The 15,321-nt window shown below is 59.4% G+C and carries 14 protein-coding genes; 13 read left to right on the forward strand and 1 reads right to left on the reverse strand.

What is annotated here, in order from left to right:
* Positions 1-111: 111 nt before the first annotated feature.
* On the forward strand, positions 112-1,503 hold the full coding sequence (murD, locus tag ACOTTU_RS01900) for a UDP-N-acetylmuramoyl-L-alanine--D-glutamate ligase (protein WP_425655856.1): 1,392 nt from the start codon (positions 112-114) through the stop codon (positions 1,501-1,503).
* A 24-nt stretch (positions 1,504-1,527) separates the two neighbouring features.
* On the opposite strand, the gene ACOTTU_RS01905 is transcribed toward murD, so the two are convergent.
* Positions 1,528-2,697, reverse strand: a complete 1,170-nt coding sequence (locus ACOTTU_RS01905) for an NAD(P)/FAD-dependent oxidoreductase (protein WP_425655857.1) — start codon at positions 2,695-2,697, stop codon at positions 1,528-1,530.
* A 139-nt stretch (positions 2,698-2,836) separates the two neighbouring features.
* On the opposite strand from ACOTTU_RS01905, the gene ftsW reads away from it, so the two are divergent.
* The 12 genes from ftsW to ACOTTU_RS01965 all read left to right on the forward strand — a co-directional run bounded on the left by ftsW (position 2,837) and on the right by ACOTTU_RS01965 (position 15,319).
* Positions 2,837-4,006 (forward strand): putative lipid II flippase FtsW, encoded by a 1,170-nt coding sequence (gene ftsW, locus ACOTTU_RS01910; RefSeq protein ID WP_425655858.1) that lies wholly within the window; start codon positions 2,837-2,839, stop codon positions 4,004-4,006.
* The gene (murG, locus tag ACOTTU_RS01915) at positions 4,003-5,106 is read left to right on the forward strand and encodes an undecaprenyldiphospho-muramoylpentapeptide beta-N-acetylglucosaminyltransferase (RefSeq protein ID WP_425655859.1); all 1,104 of its coding nucleotides are present in this window, start codon (positions 4,003-4,005) and stop codon (positions 5,104-5,106) included. Before ftsW ends, murG begins: the two co-directional genes overlap by 4 nt.
* Positions 5,103-6,509 (forward strand): UDP-N-acetylmuramate--L-alanine ligase, encoded by a 1,407-nt coding sequence (murC, locus tag ACOTTU_RS01920; protein WP_425655860.1) that lies wholly within the window; start codon positions 5,103-5,105, stop codon positions 6,507-6,509. Before murG ends, murC begins: the two co-directional genes overlap by 4 nt.
* Positions 6,509-6,757 carry a DUF2484 family protein gene (locus tag ACOTTU_RS01925; RefSeq protein WP_298913039.1) on the forward strand — a complete coding sequence of 83 codons (249 nt, stop codon included), beginning with the start codon at positions 6,509-6,511 and terminating at the stop codon, positions 6,755-6,757. Before murC ends, ACOTTU_RS01925 begins: the two co-directional genes overlap by 1 nt.
* Entirely contained in the window at positions 6,754-7,002 is a 249-nt protein-coding gene (locus ACOTTU_RS01930; protein ID WP_298913036.1) for a DUF2484 family protein, read from the forward strand. Before ACOTTU_RS01925 ends, ACOTTU_RS01930 begins: the two co-directional genes overlap by 4 nt.
* 10 nt (positions 7,003-7,012) lie before the next feature.
* Positions 7,013-7,930 carry a UDP-N-acetylmuramate dehydrogenase gene (murB, locus tag ACOTTU_RS01935; RefSeq protein ID WP_425655861.1) on the forward strand — a complete coding sequence of 306 codons (918 nt, stop codon included), beginning with the start codon at positions 7,013-7,015 and terminating at the stop codon, positions 7,928-7,930.
* A gap of 162 nt (positions 7,931-8,092) precedes the next feature.
* Positions 8,093-8,971 (forward strand): D-alanine--D-alanine ligase, encoded by an 879-nt coding sequence (locus ACOTTU_RS01940; protein WP_425656445.1) that lies wholly within the window; start codon positions 8,093-8,095, stop codon positions 8,969-8,971.
* Positions 8,959-9,834 (forward strand): cell division protein FtsQ/DivIB, encoded by an 876-nt coding sequence (locus tag ACOTTU_RS01945; protein ID WP_425655862.1) that lies wholly within the window; start codon positions 8,959-8,961, stop codon positions 9,832-9,834. Before ACOTTU_RS01940 ends, ACOTTU_RS01945 begins: the two co-directional genes overlap by 13 nt.
* Positions 9,835-9,866: 32 nt before the next feature.
* Complete coding sequence (gene ftsA, locus ACOTTU_RS01950; RefSeq protein ID WP_425656447.1) at positions 9,867-11,171, forward strand: cell division protein FtsA; 1,305 nt, start codon at positions 9,867-9,869, stop codon at positions 11,169-11,171.
* Between the two features lie 360 nt (positions 11,172-11,531).
* Positions 11,532-13,148 (forward strand): cell division protein FtsZ, encoded by a 1,617-nt coding sequence (gene ftsZ, locus ACOTTU_RS01955; protein ID WP_425655863.1) that lies wholly within the window; start codon positions 11,532-11,534, stop codon positions 13,146-13,148.
* Between the two features lie 206 nt (positions 13,149-13,354).
* On the forward strand, positions 13,355-14,278 hold the full coding sequence (gene lpxC / locus ACOTTU_RS01960) for a UDP-3-O-acyl-N-acetylglucosamine deacetylase (protein ID WP_298913022.1): 924 nt from the start codon (positions 13,355-13,357) through the stop codon (positions 14,276-14,278).
* 171 nt (positions 14,279-14,449) lie between these two features.
* Entirely contained in the window at positions 14,450-15,319 is an 870-nt protein-coding gene (locus tag ACOTTU_RS01965) for an outer membrane protein assembly factor BamD (RefSeq protein ID WP_425655864.1), read from the forward strand.
* Positions 15,320-15,321 lie beyond the last annotated feature (2 nt).

Consider the following 15,321-nt stretch of genomic DNA (forward strand, 5'->3'; position numbering starts at 1 on the left):
AAGCGCCCTTCGTTGGACTCTCATGCAACTGGCTCAGGATCAACGGATGCTACTTGTTCTTGTTGCGATGGAACGCCAGTGTCGCACAAGGTTTCCAAAAGGAGATAGCAGGTGATTCCGGTTCAGGGGATGCAGGGGCAGCAGGTGGCCGTTCTGGGTTTGGGGCGCTCGGGAATGAGTGCAGCACGCGCCTTGGTTGCTGGTGGTGCGGTGCCGCTTTGCTGGGACGATACTACAACCGCACGGGAACATGCCGAAGCAGAAGGGTTCGAATGCCGTGCATTTCGCGATGCGCGTGATTTCGACGATATTTCTCGGCTGATCGTCAGCCCCGGCATTCCGCATCTTTATCCTGCGGCCAACCCGGTTGTTGCTGCCGCTTTGGCTGCGGGTGTTCCGGTAGACAATGACATTGGCTTGTTTTTCCAATCCTTCGCCACGGCTGCCTGGAACGGTTTTGACGTCTCGCCGCGCGTGATCGCCGTCACCGGTTCCAATGGCAAGTCCACCACCTCCGCATTGATCCATCACATCCTTCAGGAAGCAGGCCGGCCTTGTCAGCTTGCTGGCAACATCGGGCGTGGTGTTCTGGATATGGATCCGCCACACGATAGTGAAGTGGTGGTGCTGGAACTGTCGAGCTATCAGACCGAGTTGGCGCGCAGCCTGACGCCTGATATTGCGGTTTTCACAAATCTCAGCCCCGATCATCTGGACCGACATGGCGGCATGGGAGGGTATTTCGCGGCCAAGAGACGGCTCTTTGCCGAAGGCGGGCCCGATCGGGCGGTGATCGGCGTTGATGAGCCCGAGGGACAATATCTGGCCGGGCAGCTATCCGAAAGCCCGGGCGATGACCGTGTTATTCGCGTTTCTGTCGCTGCGAAACTCAGTGGTCCGGGATGGCATGTCTTCGCCCGGAAGGGGTTCTTGTCCGAATACCGAAAGGGCAAACAGGCCGCGTCCATTGATCTGCGCGCCGTGCCCGGTCTGCCGGGGGCGCACAATCATCAGAATGCCTGCGCGGCCTATGCGGCCTGTCGATCTCTCGGTCTGGCGCCCAAGGTCATTGAAAAGGCGTTTCACAGCTTTGCAGGCCTGCCCCATCGCAGTCAGTTCGTCGGGGAGAAAAATGGCGTGCGCTTTGTCAATGACAGCAAGGCCACAAACGTCGATGCCGCCGCCAAGGCGCTTGCCGCTTTTGAGGCGGTGCGCTGGATTTGCGGCGGGTTGGAAAAAGAAGGCGGATTGGCCAGTCTTGGCGCGGCGTCGTCGGTCAAAAAGGCCTATGTCATCGGGCGCGAGGCGGCGAATTTCGCGATGCAACTGCCGGTGGCGGCAGAAGTTTGCACCACAATGGAGAAGGCCGTGGCGATGGCGATGGCGGATGCGGAGCCCGGCGATGTTGTACTGCTGGCCCCGGCGGCGGCGAGCTTCGATCAATACGACAATTTCGAAAAACGCGGGGAGGCGTTTGTGGCAGAGGTTGAAAAATTCCTCTGATCCAGAGGTTTCGATAGAAGCCGTCTACAGCGCTTGAGCCGCAGCCATCGCCGACGACCACGCCCACTGGAAATTATACCCGCCCAGCCAGCCGGTCACATCGACGGCCTCGCCAATGAAGAAAAGCCCCGGTACCTTGTGCGTTTCCATCGTTTTTGCCGATAGCTCATCGGTGTTTATCCCACCCAAAGTGACCTCTGCGGTGCGATACCCTTCGGTGCCGGTGGGCGTCAGGGACCAGTGTGATAGTGCCGTCGCAATCTGCCGCAAGCGGGTGTCAGACTGATCGGCAAGATTACCGGTCAAATCCATGTGTGTGGCGAAATGCTCGACCAGACGCGCGGGCAGGTATTGCGCCAGTTCCGTGGTCAGGTTTTTCCGTCCCGCCTGCGCGCGCCGTGCTCTTAGGTCCGCCACCAAACGACCGTCGGGCAGTAGATTGACCGTGATATCATCGCCCTCTCGCCAGTAGGAGGAGGCTTGCAGAATGGCCGGTCCGGACAATCCGCGATGGGTGAAAAGCAGCGCTTCGTTAAAACTCTGGCCATTCGCCGTGACACGCGCGTTCGTCGCGACCCCGGCAAGAGCGGCGAACCGGTCCTTGTCAAAGGTGAAAGGGACCAGAGCGGGGCGTGTGGGGGTCACTGATATCCCGAATTGCGCCGCCACATCATAGGCCATGCCGGTGGCACCCATCTTGGGAATGGATTTGCCGCCCGTGGAGATCACCAGCCGTTTGGCGTGGACCTGCGTTTCATTGCCCTCCCGTGACAGCACCAGGGTGAAACCATCGGCGGTTTTGGTGATGCTATGTGCCGCTGTCTGTAATCGCAGATCAACGCCGTTTTGCTGCATCAGCCCGCGCAGCATGGCAATGATTTCCCTGGCGGAGGTGTCACAAAAAAGCTGACCCAGTGTTTTTTCATGCCAGGCGATGCGGTGGTGATCCACAAGATCGATGAAATCCCATTGGCTATACCGCGCCAGCGCTGATTTTGCGAAATGCGGGTTTTCTGACAGGAACGCGCCTGCGTGTGCATGAAGATTGGTGAAGTTACAGCGCCCGCCGCCCGAGATGCGGATCTTCTCACCCGGTGCACGGGCGTGATCGACCAGTAGTATCCGGCCATTTGCATGTGCGGCACACATCATTCCGGCGGCACCGGCACCTATGATCGCTGTATCGACCTGCATTCGCGCCAAGTGGCGTGAAATAAGGCGAATGGCAAGCCTTCAGGCTAGCGCTGTGGATAAATTCAGGCTACTATGCCCGCAGCAGACCCCGAAAATGGGGCGCATCGAGGCAGTGTAACGATATCCAAGGCAGGCACCCATGACAGAAATGGTCTATGGCGCAGTTCCGGTTCGCGATGGTGAACCGATCCTTCCCAAATGGTGGCGCACCATCGACAAATGGGCGATGTCCTGCATTCTGATGCTCTTCGCCGTCGGATTGTTGCTTGGTCTCGCCGCCTCACCGCCGCTTGCCGCGAAAAACGGGTTTGAACCCTTTCACTACGTGCAGCGTCAGGCCGCTTTTGGCACATTGGCGCTGATCGCCATGATGATAATCTCAATGATGTCGCCCGTGCTGGTACGGAGACTGGCTGTTCTGGGGTTTCTGGTCTCTTTTGTCGCTCTGGCGCTTTTGCCCTTCTTTGGTACTGATTTCGGCAAAGGGGCGGTGCGCTGGTATGGGCTTGGGTTTGCCGCGATCCAGCCCTCTGAGTTCCTCAAACCCGGATTTGTCGTCGTAGCCGCCTGGATGATGGCCGCGGCCTCCGATCTGAATGGCCCTCCGGGCAAGACATGGTCTTTCTTGCTTTGCATCGCGATTGTTTCGATGCTGATCATGCAACCGGATTTCGGGCAGGGCTGTCTGGTGCTGTTCTCCTGGGGTGTGATGTATTTTGTGGCCGGTGCGCCCATGGCCCTACTGGTCGGTATGGCGCTGCTGGTCATTTTTGGCGGAACTCTGGCCTATTCCAACTCGGAGCACTTCGCGCGGCGTATCGACGGATTTCTCAACCCGGATGTAGACCCCAGAACCCAGCTTGGATACGCCACAAACGCCATTCAGGAGGGTGGTTTTTTTGGCGTCGGTGTGGGTGAAGGGCAGGTGAAATGGTCGCTGCCGGATGCGCATACGGATTTCATCATTGCCGTCGCGGCAGAAGAATACGGGCTGGTTCTGGTTCTGGTGATTATCGCGCTTTATGCCACGGTGGTGGTGCGGTCGCTCTTGCGGTTGGTGCGGGAGCGCGATCCCTTCATCCGGCTTGCGGGAACCGGCCTGGCCTGCACTCTGGGTGTTCAGGCAATGATCAATATGGGCGTAGCCGTGCGTCTGTTGCCCGCGAAAGGCATGACGCTGCCCTTTGTCAGCTATGGCGGATCTTCGGTCATTGCCAGCGGCATCGCGGTGGGTATGTTGCTGGCCTTCACCCGAACGCGGCCCCAGGGTGAAATCAGCGATCTGCTGTCACGTGGGAGGTCCCGTTGAGCACACAGCCTCTCTTGTTGATTGCTGCTGGCGGCACGGGCGGCCACATGTTTCCCGCACAGGCACTGGCCGAGGCGATGTTGGCGCGTGGATGGCGTGTCAAACTGTCGACCGATGCCCGGGGCGCGCGCTATACTTCCGGCTTCCCGCATTCGGTTGAGATTGAACAGATCCGCAGCGCAACTCTGGCGCGCGGTGGCATGCTCGACAAGATTGCGGCACCTTTTCAGATCGGTCTTGGGGTTCTCGGCGCATTGATCGGTCTTTGGCGCAATAAGCCGGATGTGGTGGTTGGCTTTGGCGGCTACCCGACCATTCCCGCTTTGGCGGCGGCCAATATATTGAAACTGCCGCGCATGATACATGAACAAAATGGTATTCTGGGCAAGGTAAATACCTTCTTTGCGCCACGTGTTGATGCGGTGGCTTGCGGCACCTGGCCCACGGATTTGCCTGACGGCGTCGAGGGGGTGCACACAGGCAACCCGGTGCGCAGTGCGATCCTTGAACGAGTCGAGGCAGGCTACATCTCCCCCGGCGATTATCCGATGGAAATGCTGGTGATCGGCGGCTCGCAGGGCGCGCGTATTCTGAGTGATGTGGTGCCCCCGGCCATTGCCGCGCTGCCCATGAAAATCCTCTCCAACATTCGCGTCAGTCATCAGGCGCGCGAAGAAGATCAGGAACGGGTCGCCTCTTTCTACACCGAGCATGGGATCAAGGCGGATGTACAGCCGTTTTTCCACGACGTGCCGCGCCGGATGACGGAGGCACAACTGGTGATCAGTCGTTCAGGTGCCTCGTCGGTAGCGGATTTGTCGGTGATCGGCCGACCCTCGATCCTGATCCCCTTTGCGGCGGCAGCGGGCGATCATCAAACGGCCAATGCACGCGGGCTGGTAGCAGCAGGCGGGGCGATCATGGTGCCGGAAAGCCAGGCCAGCGTGGATGCCCTGGCGGAACAGATCGCATCGGTGCTGGACAATCCCGATGGCGCCATGCAAATGGCCCGCTCAGCCGGGACGTTCGGCAAACCCGAAGCAACCGAACTTCTGGTAGAGATGGTCGAGAAGCTTGCAGGCAAAGGGCAAGAGATATGAATGCTGCAACAAAACTGCCGGGTGATGTCGGACCGATCCATTTTGTTGGCATCGGGGGTATCGGCATGTCGGGCATTGCCGAGGTCTTGTTGAACCATGGCTATACCGTTCAGGGATCCGACCTGAAGGCCACGCCGATCACCAAGCGCCTCGAAAATCTCGGAGCGCATATTTTCGAAGGCCAGAGTGCCGACAACATCGCCAATGCCGAAGTGGTTGTGATTTCCAGCGCGATCAAACCTGGTAACGCCGAACTGGATGCCGCCCGCAGTCAGGGTCTGCCCATCGTGCGCCGCGCAGAAATGCTGGCGGAACTGATGCGTCTTAAATCCAACATTGCCGTGGCTGGGACACATGGCAAAACGACCACCACCACGATGGTGGCGACGTTGCTGGATGCAGGCGATTTCGATCCCACGGTTGTGAACGGGGGCATCATTCACGCCTACGGCTCTAATGCGCGCAAGGGCGAAGGCGAATGGATGGTGGTGGAGGCCGACGAGAGTGATGGCACCTTCAACAGGCTGCCCGCGACCATCGCCATCGTCACCAACATCGACCCCGAACATATGGAGCATTGGGGTGATTTCGACACCTTGCGGCAGGGGTTTCTGGATTTCGTGTCCAACATTCCGTTCTACGGCGTGGCGGTCTGCTGCACGGATCACGCGGAGGTGCAGTCACTGGTGGGCAAAATCACCGACCGACGCATTGTGACCTATGGGTTTAACGCGCAGGCAGACGTGCGCGCGGTCAATTTGAGCTACAAAGGCGGCATTGCCCATTTTGACGTAGCGCTTCAGGCCGAAGGCATCGTGATTGAAGGCTGCACCTTGCCGATGCCGGGCGACCACAACGTCTCCAACGCGCTTTCAGCGGTGGCCGTGGCGCGCCATCTGGGTATGAAGGGCGACCAGATCAGAGACGCCCTAGCAAGTTTTGGCGGCGTTAACCGGCGCTTCACCCGGGTCGGCGAGATTGAGGGCGTGACGATTATTGATGATTATGGCCACCATCCGGTTGAGATTGCCGCTGTGTTGAAAGCCGCCCGGCAAGCAACCGAAGGGCGTGTGATCGCCGTGCATCAGCCGCACAGGTACACCCGCTTGTCGGGTCTTTTTGATGACTTCTGCGCCTGTTTCAACGATGCGGATGTTGTCGGCATTGCGGATGTCTATGCCGCTGGCGAGGATCCGATTGAAGGTGCCAGCCGGGATGATCTGGTTGCCGGCCTGATCCGCCATGGGCACAGACATGCGCGCAGTGTGATGGGTGAGGACGATCTGGAACGCCTGGTCAGAGAGCAGGCGCGCCCCGGCGATATGGTGGTCTGCCTTGGGGCAGGGACCATCAGTGCCTGGGCCAACGCATTGCCGACCCGTCTGCAAAAAGGAGCCGCCTGATGCTGCTGTGGGCCTGTATCGGATGGGTCTTTGCCTCAGCAATTGTTGCGATGCTGCCCATGCGCCTGCAATATGCGCCGGGCATCGTTTTACTGGGCCTTGCACCGCTCCTGATCCTCTGGGTGGGTATTGATGTCGCGTGGTGGGCTGCGGCCCTCGCGCTTTTTGCTTTTGTTTCCATGTTTCGCAATCCGCTACGCTATTTTCTGGCGCGAGCACGCGGGCAAACCCCGGAGATCCCGAAATGAGCCTGTCTCTCACGCTTGCGGCCGTCTGGGCGCTGATCGCCAATGTTTTGGCCATGACGCCCAGCAAGGACCATCATTGGCGCAACGCATATATCCTGATTACGATTGGCATTCCGATTGTGGGATATGTCACCATGCAACACGGCCCCTGGGTCGGACTGTTGGTTCTGGCCGCCGGGGTGTCCGTCCTGCGCTGGCCGGTGATCTATCTCGGTCGATGGCTGAAACGGCTGACCGTGCGATAAGGATCACGTCATGATGCCGATGCCGCCCGTGCGGGGACGCCTGACGCCCAACCGATCTCTCAATGACCTGACATGGCTGCGTGTCGGCGGCCCTGCGGACTGGTTTTTTCAACCGGCTGATCTCGAGGACCTCTGCGCATTTCTGGCGGCTTTGCCAGAGGATGTTGTCGTTTTTCCGATGGGCGTGGGATCGAACCTCATCGTGCGCGATGGTGGGTTGCGCGCTGTGGTCATCAGGCTCGGGCGCGGGTTCAACACCATCAGCATCGACGGCACGCGGGTTGTCGCCGGGGCTGCGGCACTCGATGCACATGTTGCGAAAAAGGCGGCGGATGCCGGGCGCGATTTGACGTTTCTGCGCACGATCCCGGGGAGTATTGGCGGTGCCATGCGCATGAACGCAGGCTGCTACGGCAGCTACATCGCGGATGTTCTGGTAGAGGCGCAGGCTGTCACCCGCGCTGGTGATGTTGTGACCCTCACCCCAGAAGATCTGGATTTCTCCTATCGTCACAGCCGGTTACCCGACGGATGGGTCCTCACAGGCGCCACCTTCAATGCTCCCGAAGGTCGCGCGGAAGACTTGCACGCTCGCATGGCCGAGCAGGTCGCTAAAAGGGACGCCACCCAGCCCACAAAGGATCGCAGTGCAGGGTCAACCTTCCGAAATCCGGCCGGGTTTTCTTCGACGGGGCGCGAGGATGACGTACACGATCTCAAAGCCTGGAAGGTGATAGATGATGCGGGTATGCGCGGGGCGTGCCTCGGCGGCGCCCAGATGAGCGAGAAGCACTCCAATTTTCTGATCAACACAGGCGACGCCACGGCGGCTGACCTTGAAGGGCTCGGCGAAGAGGTGCGAAAAAAGGTTTACGCCCAAAGCGGTATCACGCTAGAATGGGAAATCATGCGCGTTGGTGAAAATTAAGGGTTCCTTAACCAAGAACGCACCACTGTGCATGGAATACTAAAAGACGGTGAACCGGCGCAAAAGCCGGACATGTACAACGAAAAATGGGCCAAAACGGCCCGATACAGAGGCACCAAAGTGGGTCAGTCGAGCAGGACACCCCAGCGTGTGGCAGTATTGATGGGAGGCCCTTCGGCGGAGCGCGAAGTCTCCTTGTCGACAGGTCAAGCCTGTGCTGCCGCGTTGCGTGGAGAGGGATTTGAAGTGATCGAGGTCGATGCGGGCCACGACCTCTGCGCAGTGCTTCAGGACATATCCCCGGATGCGGTTTTGAATTGCCTGCATGGTCGCTGGGGCGAGGATGGCTGCGTTCAGGGGCTGCTGGAATGGCTGGGCATGCCCTATTCGCATTCCGGTGTGCTGTCCTCCGCGCTGGCCATGGACAAACAACGCAGCAAGGAAGCTTTTGCGGCAGCCGGCCTGCCCATCGTCGACAGCATTCTGGCCCCTGCGGAAGAGGTGCGCGTGCGCCACGTGATGACGCCGCCCTATGTGGTCAAGCCCAATAACGAAGGATCCTCGGTCGGCGTCTATCTGGTGCATGAAGCCAGCAATGGCCCCCCTCAGCTCTCGGATGACATGCCGGAGGAGGTGATGGTTGAAGCCTTCGCACCCGGGCGCGAACTGACTACTACCGTGATCGGTGACCGTGCCCTGACCGTGACCGATATTCTCACAGACGGCTGGTACGATTATGACGCCAAGTACAAACCCGGCGGGTCGCGGCATGTGATCCCGGCGGATATCCCTTCTGAGATTTTTGATCTCTGCATGGATTACGCACTGCGCGCCCATGTTGCATTGGGATGCCGCGGGGTCAGCCGGACGGATTTCCGCTGGGACGAAAGCAAAGGGGCCGCGGGGCTGATCCTGCTGGAAACCAACACGCAACCGGGCATGACGGCCACCTCCCTGACACCGGAGCAGGCGCAGGCTTGTGGAATGAGCTTTGGCCAGCTTTGCGCATGGATGGTGGAGGACGCTTCATGCGATCGCTGAGGCGGCAGAGACCGACGGCCTGTGACCCGGCACCCTCGCGGTGGGCCTGGCGTATGCAACGGTTGATGCTGACGCCTACCTTCCTGTTCATGTTGCGCGCCGGTGTCCCGATGATGCTCACCTTTATCGCCGCAGGCTGGTACCTGTCCGATGAGGGGCGTCGGCAGGCCATCCACGAAACCGTTGCCGAAGCGCGCGCCAGCTTTGAAACACGCCCGGAGTTCATGGTCCAGCTGATGGCGATCGACGGCGTGGATACCGCTTTGGCCGACGATATTCGCGAGGTCGTTCCGCTCGATTTCCCGATCAGTTCTTTCGATCTTGACCTCCAAGACATCCGCCGCACGGTCGCGGCACTTGACCCGGTGCATTCGGCCTCGGTGCGCATCCGTCCGGGGGGCGTTTTGCAAGTGGACGTCACGCCCCGAACACCCATCGCCATATGGCGCAGCAAAAACGGGTTGTCCCTTGTCGATATCACGGGGACCCATGTCGGCACGCTGAACAAGCGCATGGAACGACCTGACCTGATGCTGATCGCTGGCGAAAGTGCGCAGCCGCATGTGAAAGAAGCACTCGATCTTTACCGCGCGGCAGCACCTCTTGGTGGGCGGTTGCGCGGCGTTGTGCGCATGGGGGAGCGTCGCTGGGACATTGTACTCGACAGAAACCAGCGCATCCTTTTGCCGGAAATCGGTGCCGTCGAGGCGCTGGAGCGGGTGATCGCGCTGGATGGGGCCCAGGACATTCTGGCGCGCGATGTTGTTCGGGTCGACATGCGTCTTGGCGCAAGACCCACCGTGCAGATGAGTGAACAGGCCACCGCTCTGTGGTGGGAAATAAAACAGATTTCAGGGCAGTAGTTTCAATGGATTTATACGATAGCCAACGCCAGATGCGGAACATGCGCAAAGCGGCCATGCAACGCGGCGTAGTGGCCATTCTGGATGTGGGCAGTTCAAAGATATCTTGTCTTGTGCTGCGGCTCGACAGCACCGGCGATCTTGGCGATGAGGGCGAGATCGGCTCACTTGCGGGGCAGTCCGGTTTCCGCGTCATCGGGGCGGCCACAACGCGTTCGCGGGGTGTTCGGTTTGGTGAAATTTGCGCGATGCAGGAGACGGAACGCGCCATTCGCACCGCCTTGCAGGGCGCGCAGAAAATGGCGGGTATCCGCGTTGATCACGTGATTGCCTGTTTTGCTGGGGCCGAGCCGCGTTCTTACGGGCTGGATGCCCAGATCGCGCTGGAGGGTGAGGCGGTTGACGAGCAGGACGTGGCGCGGGTGTTGGCGGCCTGCGACGTGCCGGATTACGGGGTCGGTCGCGAGGTGCTTCATGCCCAGCCCGTCAATTTTGCCATCGACCACCGATCCGGGCTGGGGGACCCGCGCGGACAATTGGGTAACGCGCTTTCGGTGGATATGCATATGCTGACAGTGGATGGCTCTGCCGTGCAGCATCTGGCGCATTGCATCAAACGGTGTGATCTGGAACTTGCCGGGATTGCCTCCTCTGCCTACGTCAGCGGGATCGCGGCTTTGGTGGAGGATGAGCAGGAGCTGGGTGCCGCCTGCATTGATCTGGGCGGCGGGTCTACGGGCGTGTCGATCTTCATTAAGAAACACATGATCTACGCCGATACCGTCCGCATGGGCGGGGACCACGTGACAGGCGATATCTCAATGGGGCTGCAAGTGCCGATGGCGATGGCCGAGCGGATCAAAACCATGCACGGCGGGGTACATGCGACGGGCATGGATGACCGGGAGATGATCGAGATCGGCGGGGATACGGGCGATTTCGAACATGATCGCCGTACCGCCAGCCGGGCCGAAGTGATCGGCATCATGCGTCCAAGGGTCGAAGAGATTCTGGAGGAAGTGCGCGTCCGGCTCGATGCCGCTGGGTTCGATCACTTGCCAAGCCAGCAGATTGTCCTGACAGGGGGCGGCAGCCAGATCCCGGGGATGGATGGGCTGGCAAGTCGCATTCTGGGCCAGCAGGTGCGCTTGGGAAGACCTTTGCGCGTGCATGGTCTGCCACAGGCCGCGACCGGCCCGGCGTTTGCTTCCGTTGTCGGGTTGTCGCTCTTTGCCGCGCATCCGCAGGACGAGTGGTGGGATTTTGACATCCCCGCGGAAAGATACCCGCATCGTTCGCTCAAACGCGCAGTGCGATGGTTCCGCGACAACTGGTAATCCAAGATCGAATCACCGTGACGTTAGACGGTGAATGTGATAGAATTTCATTAGGGCCCGACAGAGGCCAAGCGGCGACCGAGCAGGCGTCCTGAAAGTGTTAACTTTTGCTTAGGCAAGTGCCGGGTGCGCAGCATCCGACCGAATCTTTTGCGGCCGCTCTAGCGGTGGAACACGGAATTTGCGCAACATCTTGCCGAGGTCCGCTGTAAGCAGGGGGTAAGTGGCCGAATTAACCTATATTTTGTGGCAAATTTGCGTTTTTTGCGTGACCCTACGGCTCTCAACGGATAGTGTCAGGGCGGAATAGGCACCAAAAACACCCGTGAATGCGGGGAACCAGCACAGGCGGATTTGATCATGACCCTTACTCTTTCGATGCCAGGACAGGCGGACCTCAGACCACGTATCACCGTATTTGGTGTCGGAGGCGCAGGGGGGAATGCGGTCAACAACATGATCGAGAAAGAGCTTGACGGGGTCGAGTTCGTCGTCGCGAACACCGACGCACAAGCGCTCCAGCAGGCCAAATCGGATAATCGGGTTCAGCTCGGCATCAAAGTGACAGAAGGCCTAGGCGCGGGGGCACGGGCTACGGTTGGTGCAGCAGCGGCCGAAGAAAGCATCGAACAGATCGTTGATCACCTTGCTGGCGCGCATATGTGTTTTATCACTGCGGGAATGGGCGGCGGTACGGGCACAGGCGCTGCACCGATCATCGCACAGGCCGCGCGCGAGCTGGGTGTGCTGACCGTGGGTGTCGTGACCAAGCCCTTCCAGTTCGAAGGCGCCAAACGGATGCGTCAGGCCGAAGATGGCGTTGAGGCGCTGCAAAAGGTTGTCGATACGCTGATCATCATTCCCAACCAGAACCTGTTCCGTCTGGCCAATGAAAAAACCACTTTCACCGAAGCCTTCTCCATGGCGGATGATGTGCTTTATCAGGGTGTGAAGGGCGTGACCGATCTTATGGTGCGTCCGGGCCTGATCAACCTCGACTTTGCTGACGTCCGCGCCGTGATGGACGAAATGGGCAAGGCGATGATGGGCACCGGCGAATCCGACGGCGAAGATCGTGCCATTCAGGCGGCCGAAAAAGCCATCGCCAACCCGCTGCTGGATGAAATCAGCCTGCGCGGTGCCAAAGGCGTGCTGATCAACATCACCGGCGGCCATGATCTGACGCTCTTTGAGCTTGATGAGGCGGCCAACCGCATTCGCGAAGAGGTGGATCCGGAGGCCAACATCATCGTTGGATCGACGCTCGACACCGATATGGGCGGTTTGATGCGTGTGAGCGTGGTGGCGACCGGTATCGACGCCACGGATGTGAATACGGAAATGCCAGTGCCGCGCCGGTCCCTGTCCGAGCCTTTGAAGTCGACCGTGGCAATCGAAGAGGCCCCTGTGGCTGCCGAAGTCATTCCCGAACCACAAGAAGCCGTTATGGCAGAAGCTGCCGAAGAACCGTCGCTGTTCGAGTCGTTGGATGCTCAGCAATCTGCGCCGTCCGAAATGGCTGATGATATTTTCGCAGGTGCGGAACAACATTCTTCTGATGATGATCTGCCACCGCCTGCCTACCGGCCTCAGGTGGCTGCTTTTGAACCAAACCGTGACGTGAAACACGTTGAAGCGGAGAGCTTTGTGGCGCCTCAGGCACCAACGCCCGGCACGCCCTCACCAGAAGCAATGGCGCGTCTGCGGGCTGCGGCGCAAAAGGCGGCGCCGCGGGACCCAAGAGAGCAGCGTGTCACACCTGAGGGCGACGCGGCCGCAGATCGCCCACGCTTCGGGATCAACTCGCTGATCAACCGGATGACCGGGCAGGGCGAAGGTGTCACCCAGCCTGCGCCACGCCAGCAACCTCCTGTACAACACCGTGCTGCGGAACCCGCGCCGATGCCGCAGGAGCAAGCAGATCCGGATCAGGAGCGTATCGAAATTCCCGCATTTTTGCGGCGACAAGCGAATTGATTTGATCACGATATACCGAATTGGGGCCGCATTTTTGCGGCCCTTTTTATTTTGATTTTAATGACTTACCCCCGCGCAAGCGCCTTTGCGCTCAAATGTAACAGATGTGTTTCAGTCCGTTGCAAAGATTGAGTTGAGGCTTCCCGGCCCAATCCTTAACTACTGATCCAACCGGGCCACAGGCTCGAGAGTATTGTGGGGCTATTGTGCAGACAACGATCAAATCACCGATCAGCTTTTCCGGCTGTGGTCTACATACAGGCCATAAGGCGACGGTCACGATTCGCCCCGCCACTGCTGAGCATGGCATTTGGTTTTCCCGTACCGATGTCGCGGTTGGGGATCGCCTGATCCCGGCGCGCTGGGATGCGGTGTTGCGGTCTCCGCTTTGTACAAAGATTGAAAATGCGGCTGGTCTGCAGGTTTCTACCGTTGAGCATATCATGGCGGCCTTAGCCGGTTGTGGCGTTCACAACGCCTTGGTGGAAATTGACGGCCCGGAAGTGCCAATTCTGGACGGATCAGCCGTGCCCTTCGTGCGCGGCATCATGCAGCGTGGTTTGCGGGAACTGGCAGCACCGGTTCGCGCCTTCGAGGTTTTGAAAACCGTGACCGTGACCGATGGTCAGGCGTCCGCCACCCTGGCACCCGCTGACACGCTGCGGATCGATTTTGAGATCGACTTTGCGGATGCCGCAATCGGTCATCAACAGAAATCTCTGGTCATGAACAACGGCAGCTTTGCCCGCGAACTTTGCGACAGCCGCACCTTCTGCCGTCAGGCGGATGTGGATGCGATGCGCGCAAACGGTTTGGCCCTGGGCGGGGAGCCCGGCGAGAACGCGGTCGTTTTTGATGGTGACCGGGTTTTGAGCCCCGGCGGCTTGCGCCACAGCGATGAGCCCGTGCGCCACAAGATGCTCGACGCTCTGGGCGATCTTGCTTTAGCGGGTGCGCCATTGATCGGGCACTACACGGGCGTTCGTGCGGGCCATTCGATGACCAACACCCTGCTGCGTAATCTTTTCGCGACGCCCGGTGCTGTTCGCATGGTGGTGTGTGACGAAGAACTGGCGCAGCGCCTGCCGGGCTATGGTCTGATCTGGGATGAAATCCCCGCCGTTGCCTAACGGTTGCGGCGACAACTCGCGTGTTGTGGCAAAATCACCTTTACGTGCTAAACGACAACTGCCTTCACAAAGGGCGCAATGGGCGTTTTGCATCGGAAAATTCTGTGCTACGACCTCAGAGGGGCCGCGTGGATCAAGGCGGGAAGTGGTGCAGAATGAAGGTGACACGGCATGAGTAAGCTTGGGTCGCGGAAGCGGATTGTAGCAGCCGTACTAATTATGGGTGTGGTCGCGGCCTGTGGTAACCGGGATGCGGGGCGCCGTGGCGGAAACTTCTTCAACCCCGAGGAAATTCCGCTGGAGACCTACTCGGCGGAGCAGATATTTGAGCGCGGTGAATATGAGCTGACCCGCAGTCAGCCCGATGATGCCGCCTTTTTCTTTTCCGAGATCGAACGCCTGTATCCTTATTCGGATTGGGCGCGCCGGGCGTTGATCATGCAGGCATTCTCCTATCATCGGGATCAGGATTATCCCAACAGCCGTTCCGCTGCTCAGCGCTTCATCGATTTCTATCCCGATGATGACGACGCCGCCTATGCGCAATACCTTCTGGCACTCAGCTACTATGACCAGATCGACGAGGTGGGCCGCGATCAGGGTCTGACATTCCAGGCCCTTCAGTCGCTCCGGGAGGTGATCGAGCGTTACCCCGATAGCGAATATGCCCGGTCTTCGGTGCTGAAGTTTGATCTGGCCTTTGACCATCTGGCAGGCAAGGAGATGGAGATCGGGCGCTATTACTTGCGCCGCGACCACTATACAGCCGCGATCAATCGGTTCCGGGTGGTTGTCGAGGATTTCCAGACCACAACACATACTGCCGAGGCACTGCACCGTCTGGTTGAGGCCTATTTGTCTCTGGGTCTGACCAATGAGGCGCAAACGGCTGGGGCCATCCTTGGCTACAACTACCAATCCACCGATTGGTACGAGGACAGCTACGCGTTGCTGACCGGTCAGGGGCTGACGCTGGAGGCTGCGGGCGATGGCTGGCTGCGGCAGGTCTATCGCCAGATGATCAAGGGCGAATGGCTCTGATC

The sequence above is a fragment of the Roseobacter sp. EG26 genome (assembly GCF_049830555.1).
Classification (GTDB): domain Bacteria; phylum Pseudomonadota; class Alphaproteobacteria; order Rhodobacterales; family Rhodobacteraceae; genus Roseobacter.

Excerpts from the sequence above, each read along its gene's own strand:
- ACOTTU_RS01905 (WP_425655857.1), bottom strand. The coding sequence starts at position 2,697 with ATGCAGGTCGATACAGCGATCATAGGTGCCGGTGCCGCCGGAATGATG.
- ftsW (WP_425655858.1), top strand. The coding sequence starts at position 2,837 with ATGACAGAAATGGTCTATGGCGCAGTTCCGGTTCGCGATGGTGAACCG.
- murC (WP_425655860.1), top strand. The coding sequence starts at position 5,103 with ATGAATGCTGCAACAAAACTGCCGGGTGATGTCGGACCGATCCATTTT.
- ACOTTU_RS01925 (WP_298913039.1), top strand. The coding sequence starts at position 6,509 with ATGCTGCTGTGGGCCTGTATCGGATGGGTCTTTGCCTCAGCAATTGTT.
- ACOTTU_RS01930 (WP_298913036.1), top strand. The coding sequence starts at position 6,754 with ATGAGCCTGTCTCTCACGCTTGCGGCCGTCTGGGCGCTGATCGCCAAT.
- murB (WP_425655861.1), top strand. The coding sequence starts at position 7,013 with ATGATGCCGATGCCGCCCGTGCGGGGACGCCTGACGCCCAACCGATCT.
- ACOTTU_RS01940 (WP_425656445.1), top strand. The coding sequence starts at position 8,093 with ATGGGAGGCCCTTCGGCGGAGCGCGAAGTCTCCTTGTCGACAGGTCAA.
- ACOTTU_RS01945 (WP_425655862.1), top strand. The coding sequence starts at position 8,959 with ATGCGATCGCTGAGGCGGCAGAGACCGACGGCCTGTGACCCGGCACCC.
- ftsA (WP_425656447.1), top strand. The coding sequence starts at position 9,867 with ATGCGGAACATGCGCAAAGCGGCCATGCAACGCGGCGTAGTGGCCATT.
- ftsZ (WP_425655863.1), top strand. The coding sequence starts at position 11,532 with ATGACCCTTACTCTTTCGATGCCAGGACAGGCGGACCTCAGACCACGT.
- ACOTTU_RS01965 (WP_425655864.1), top strand. The coding sequence starts at position 14,450 with ATGAGTAAGCTTGGGTCGCGGAAGCGGATTGTAGCAGCCGTACTAATT.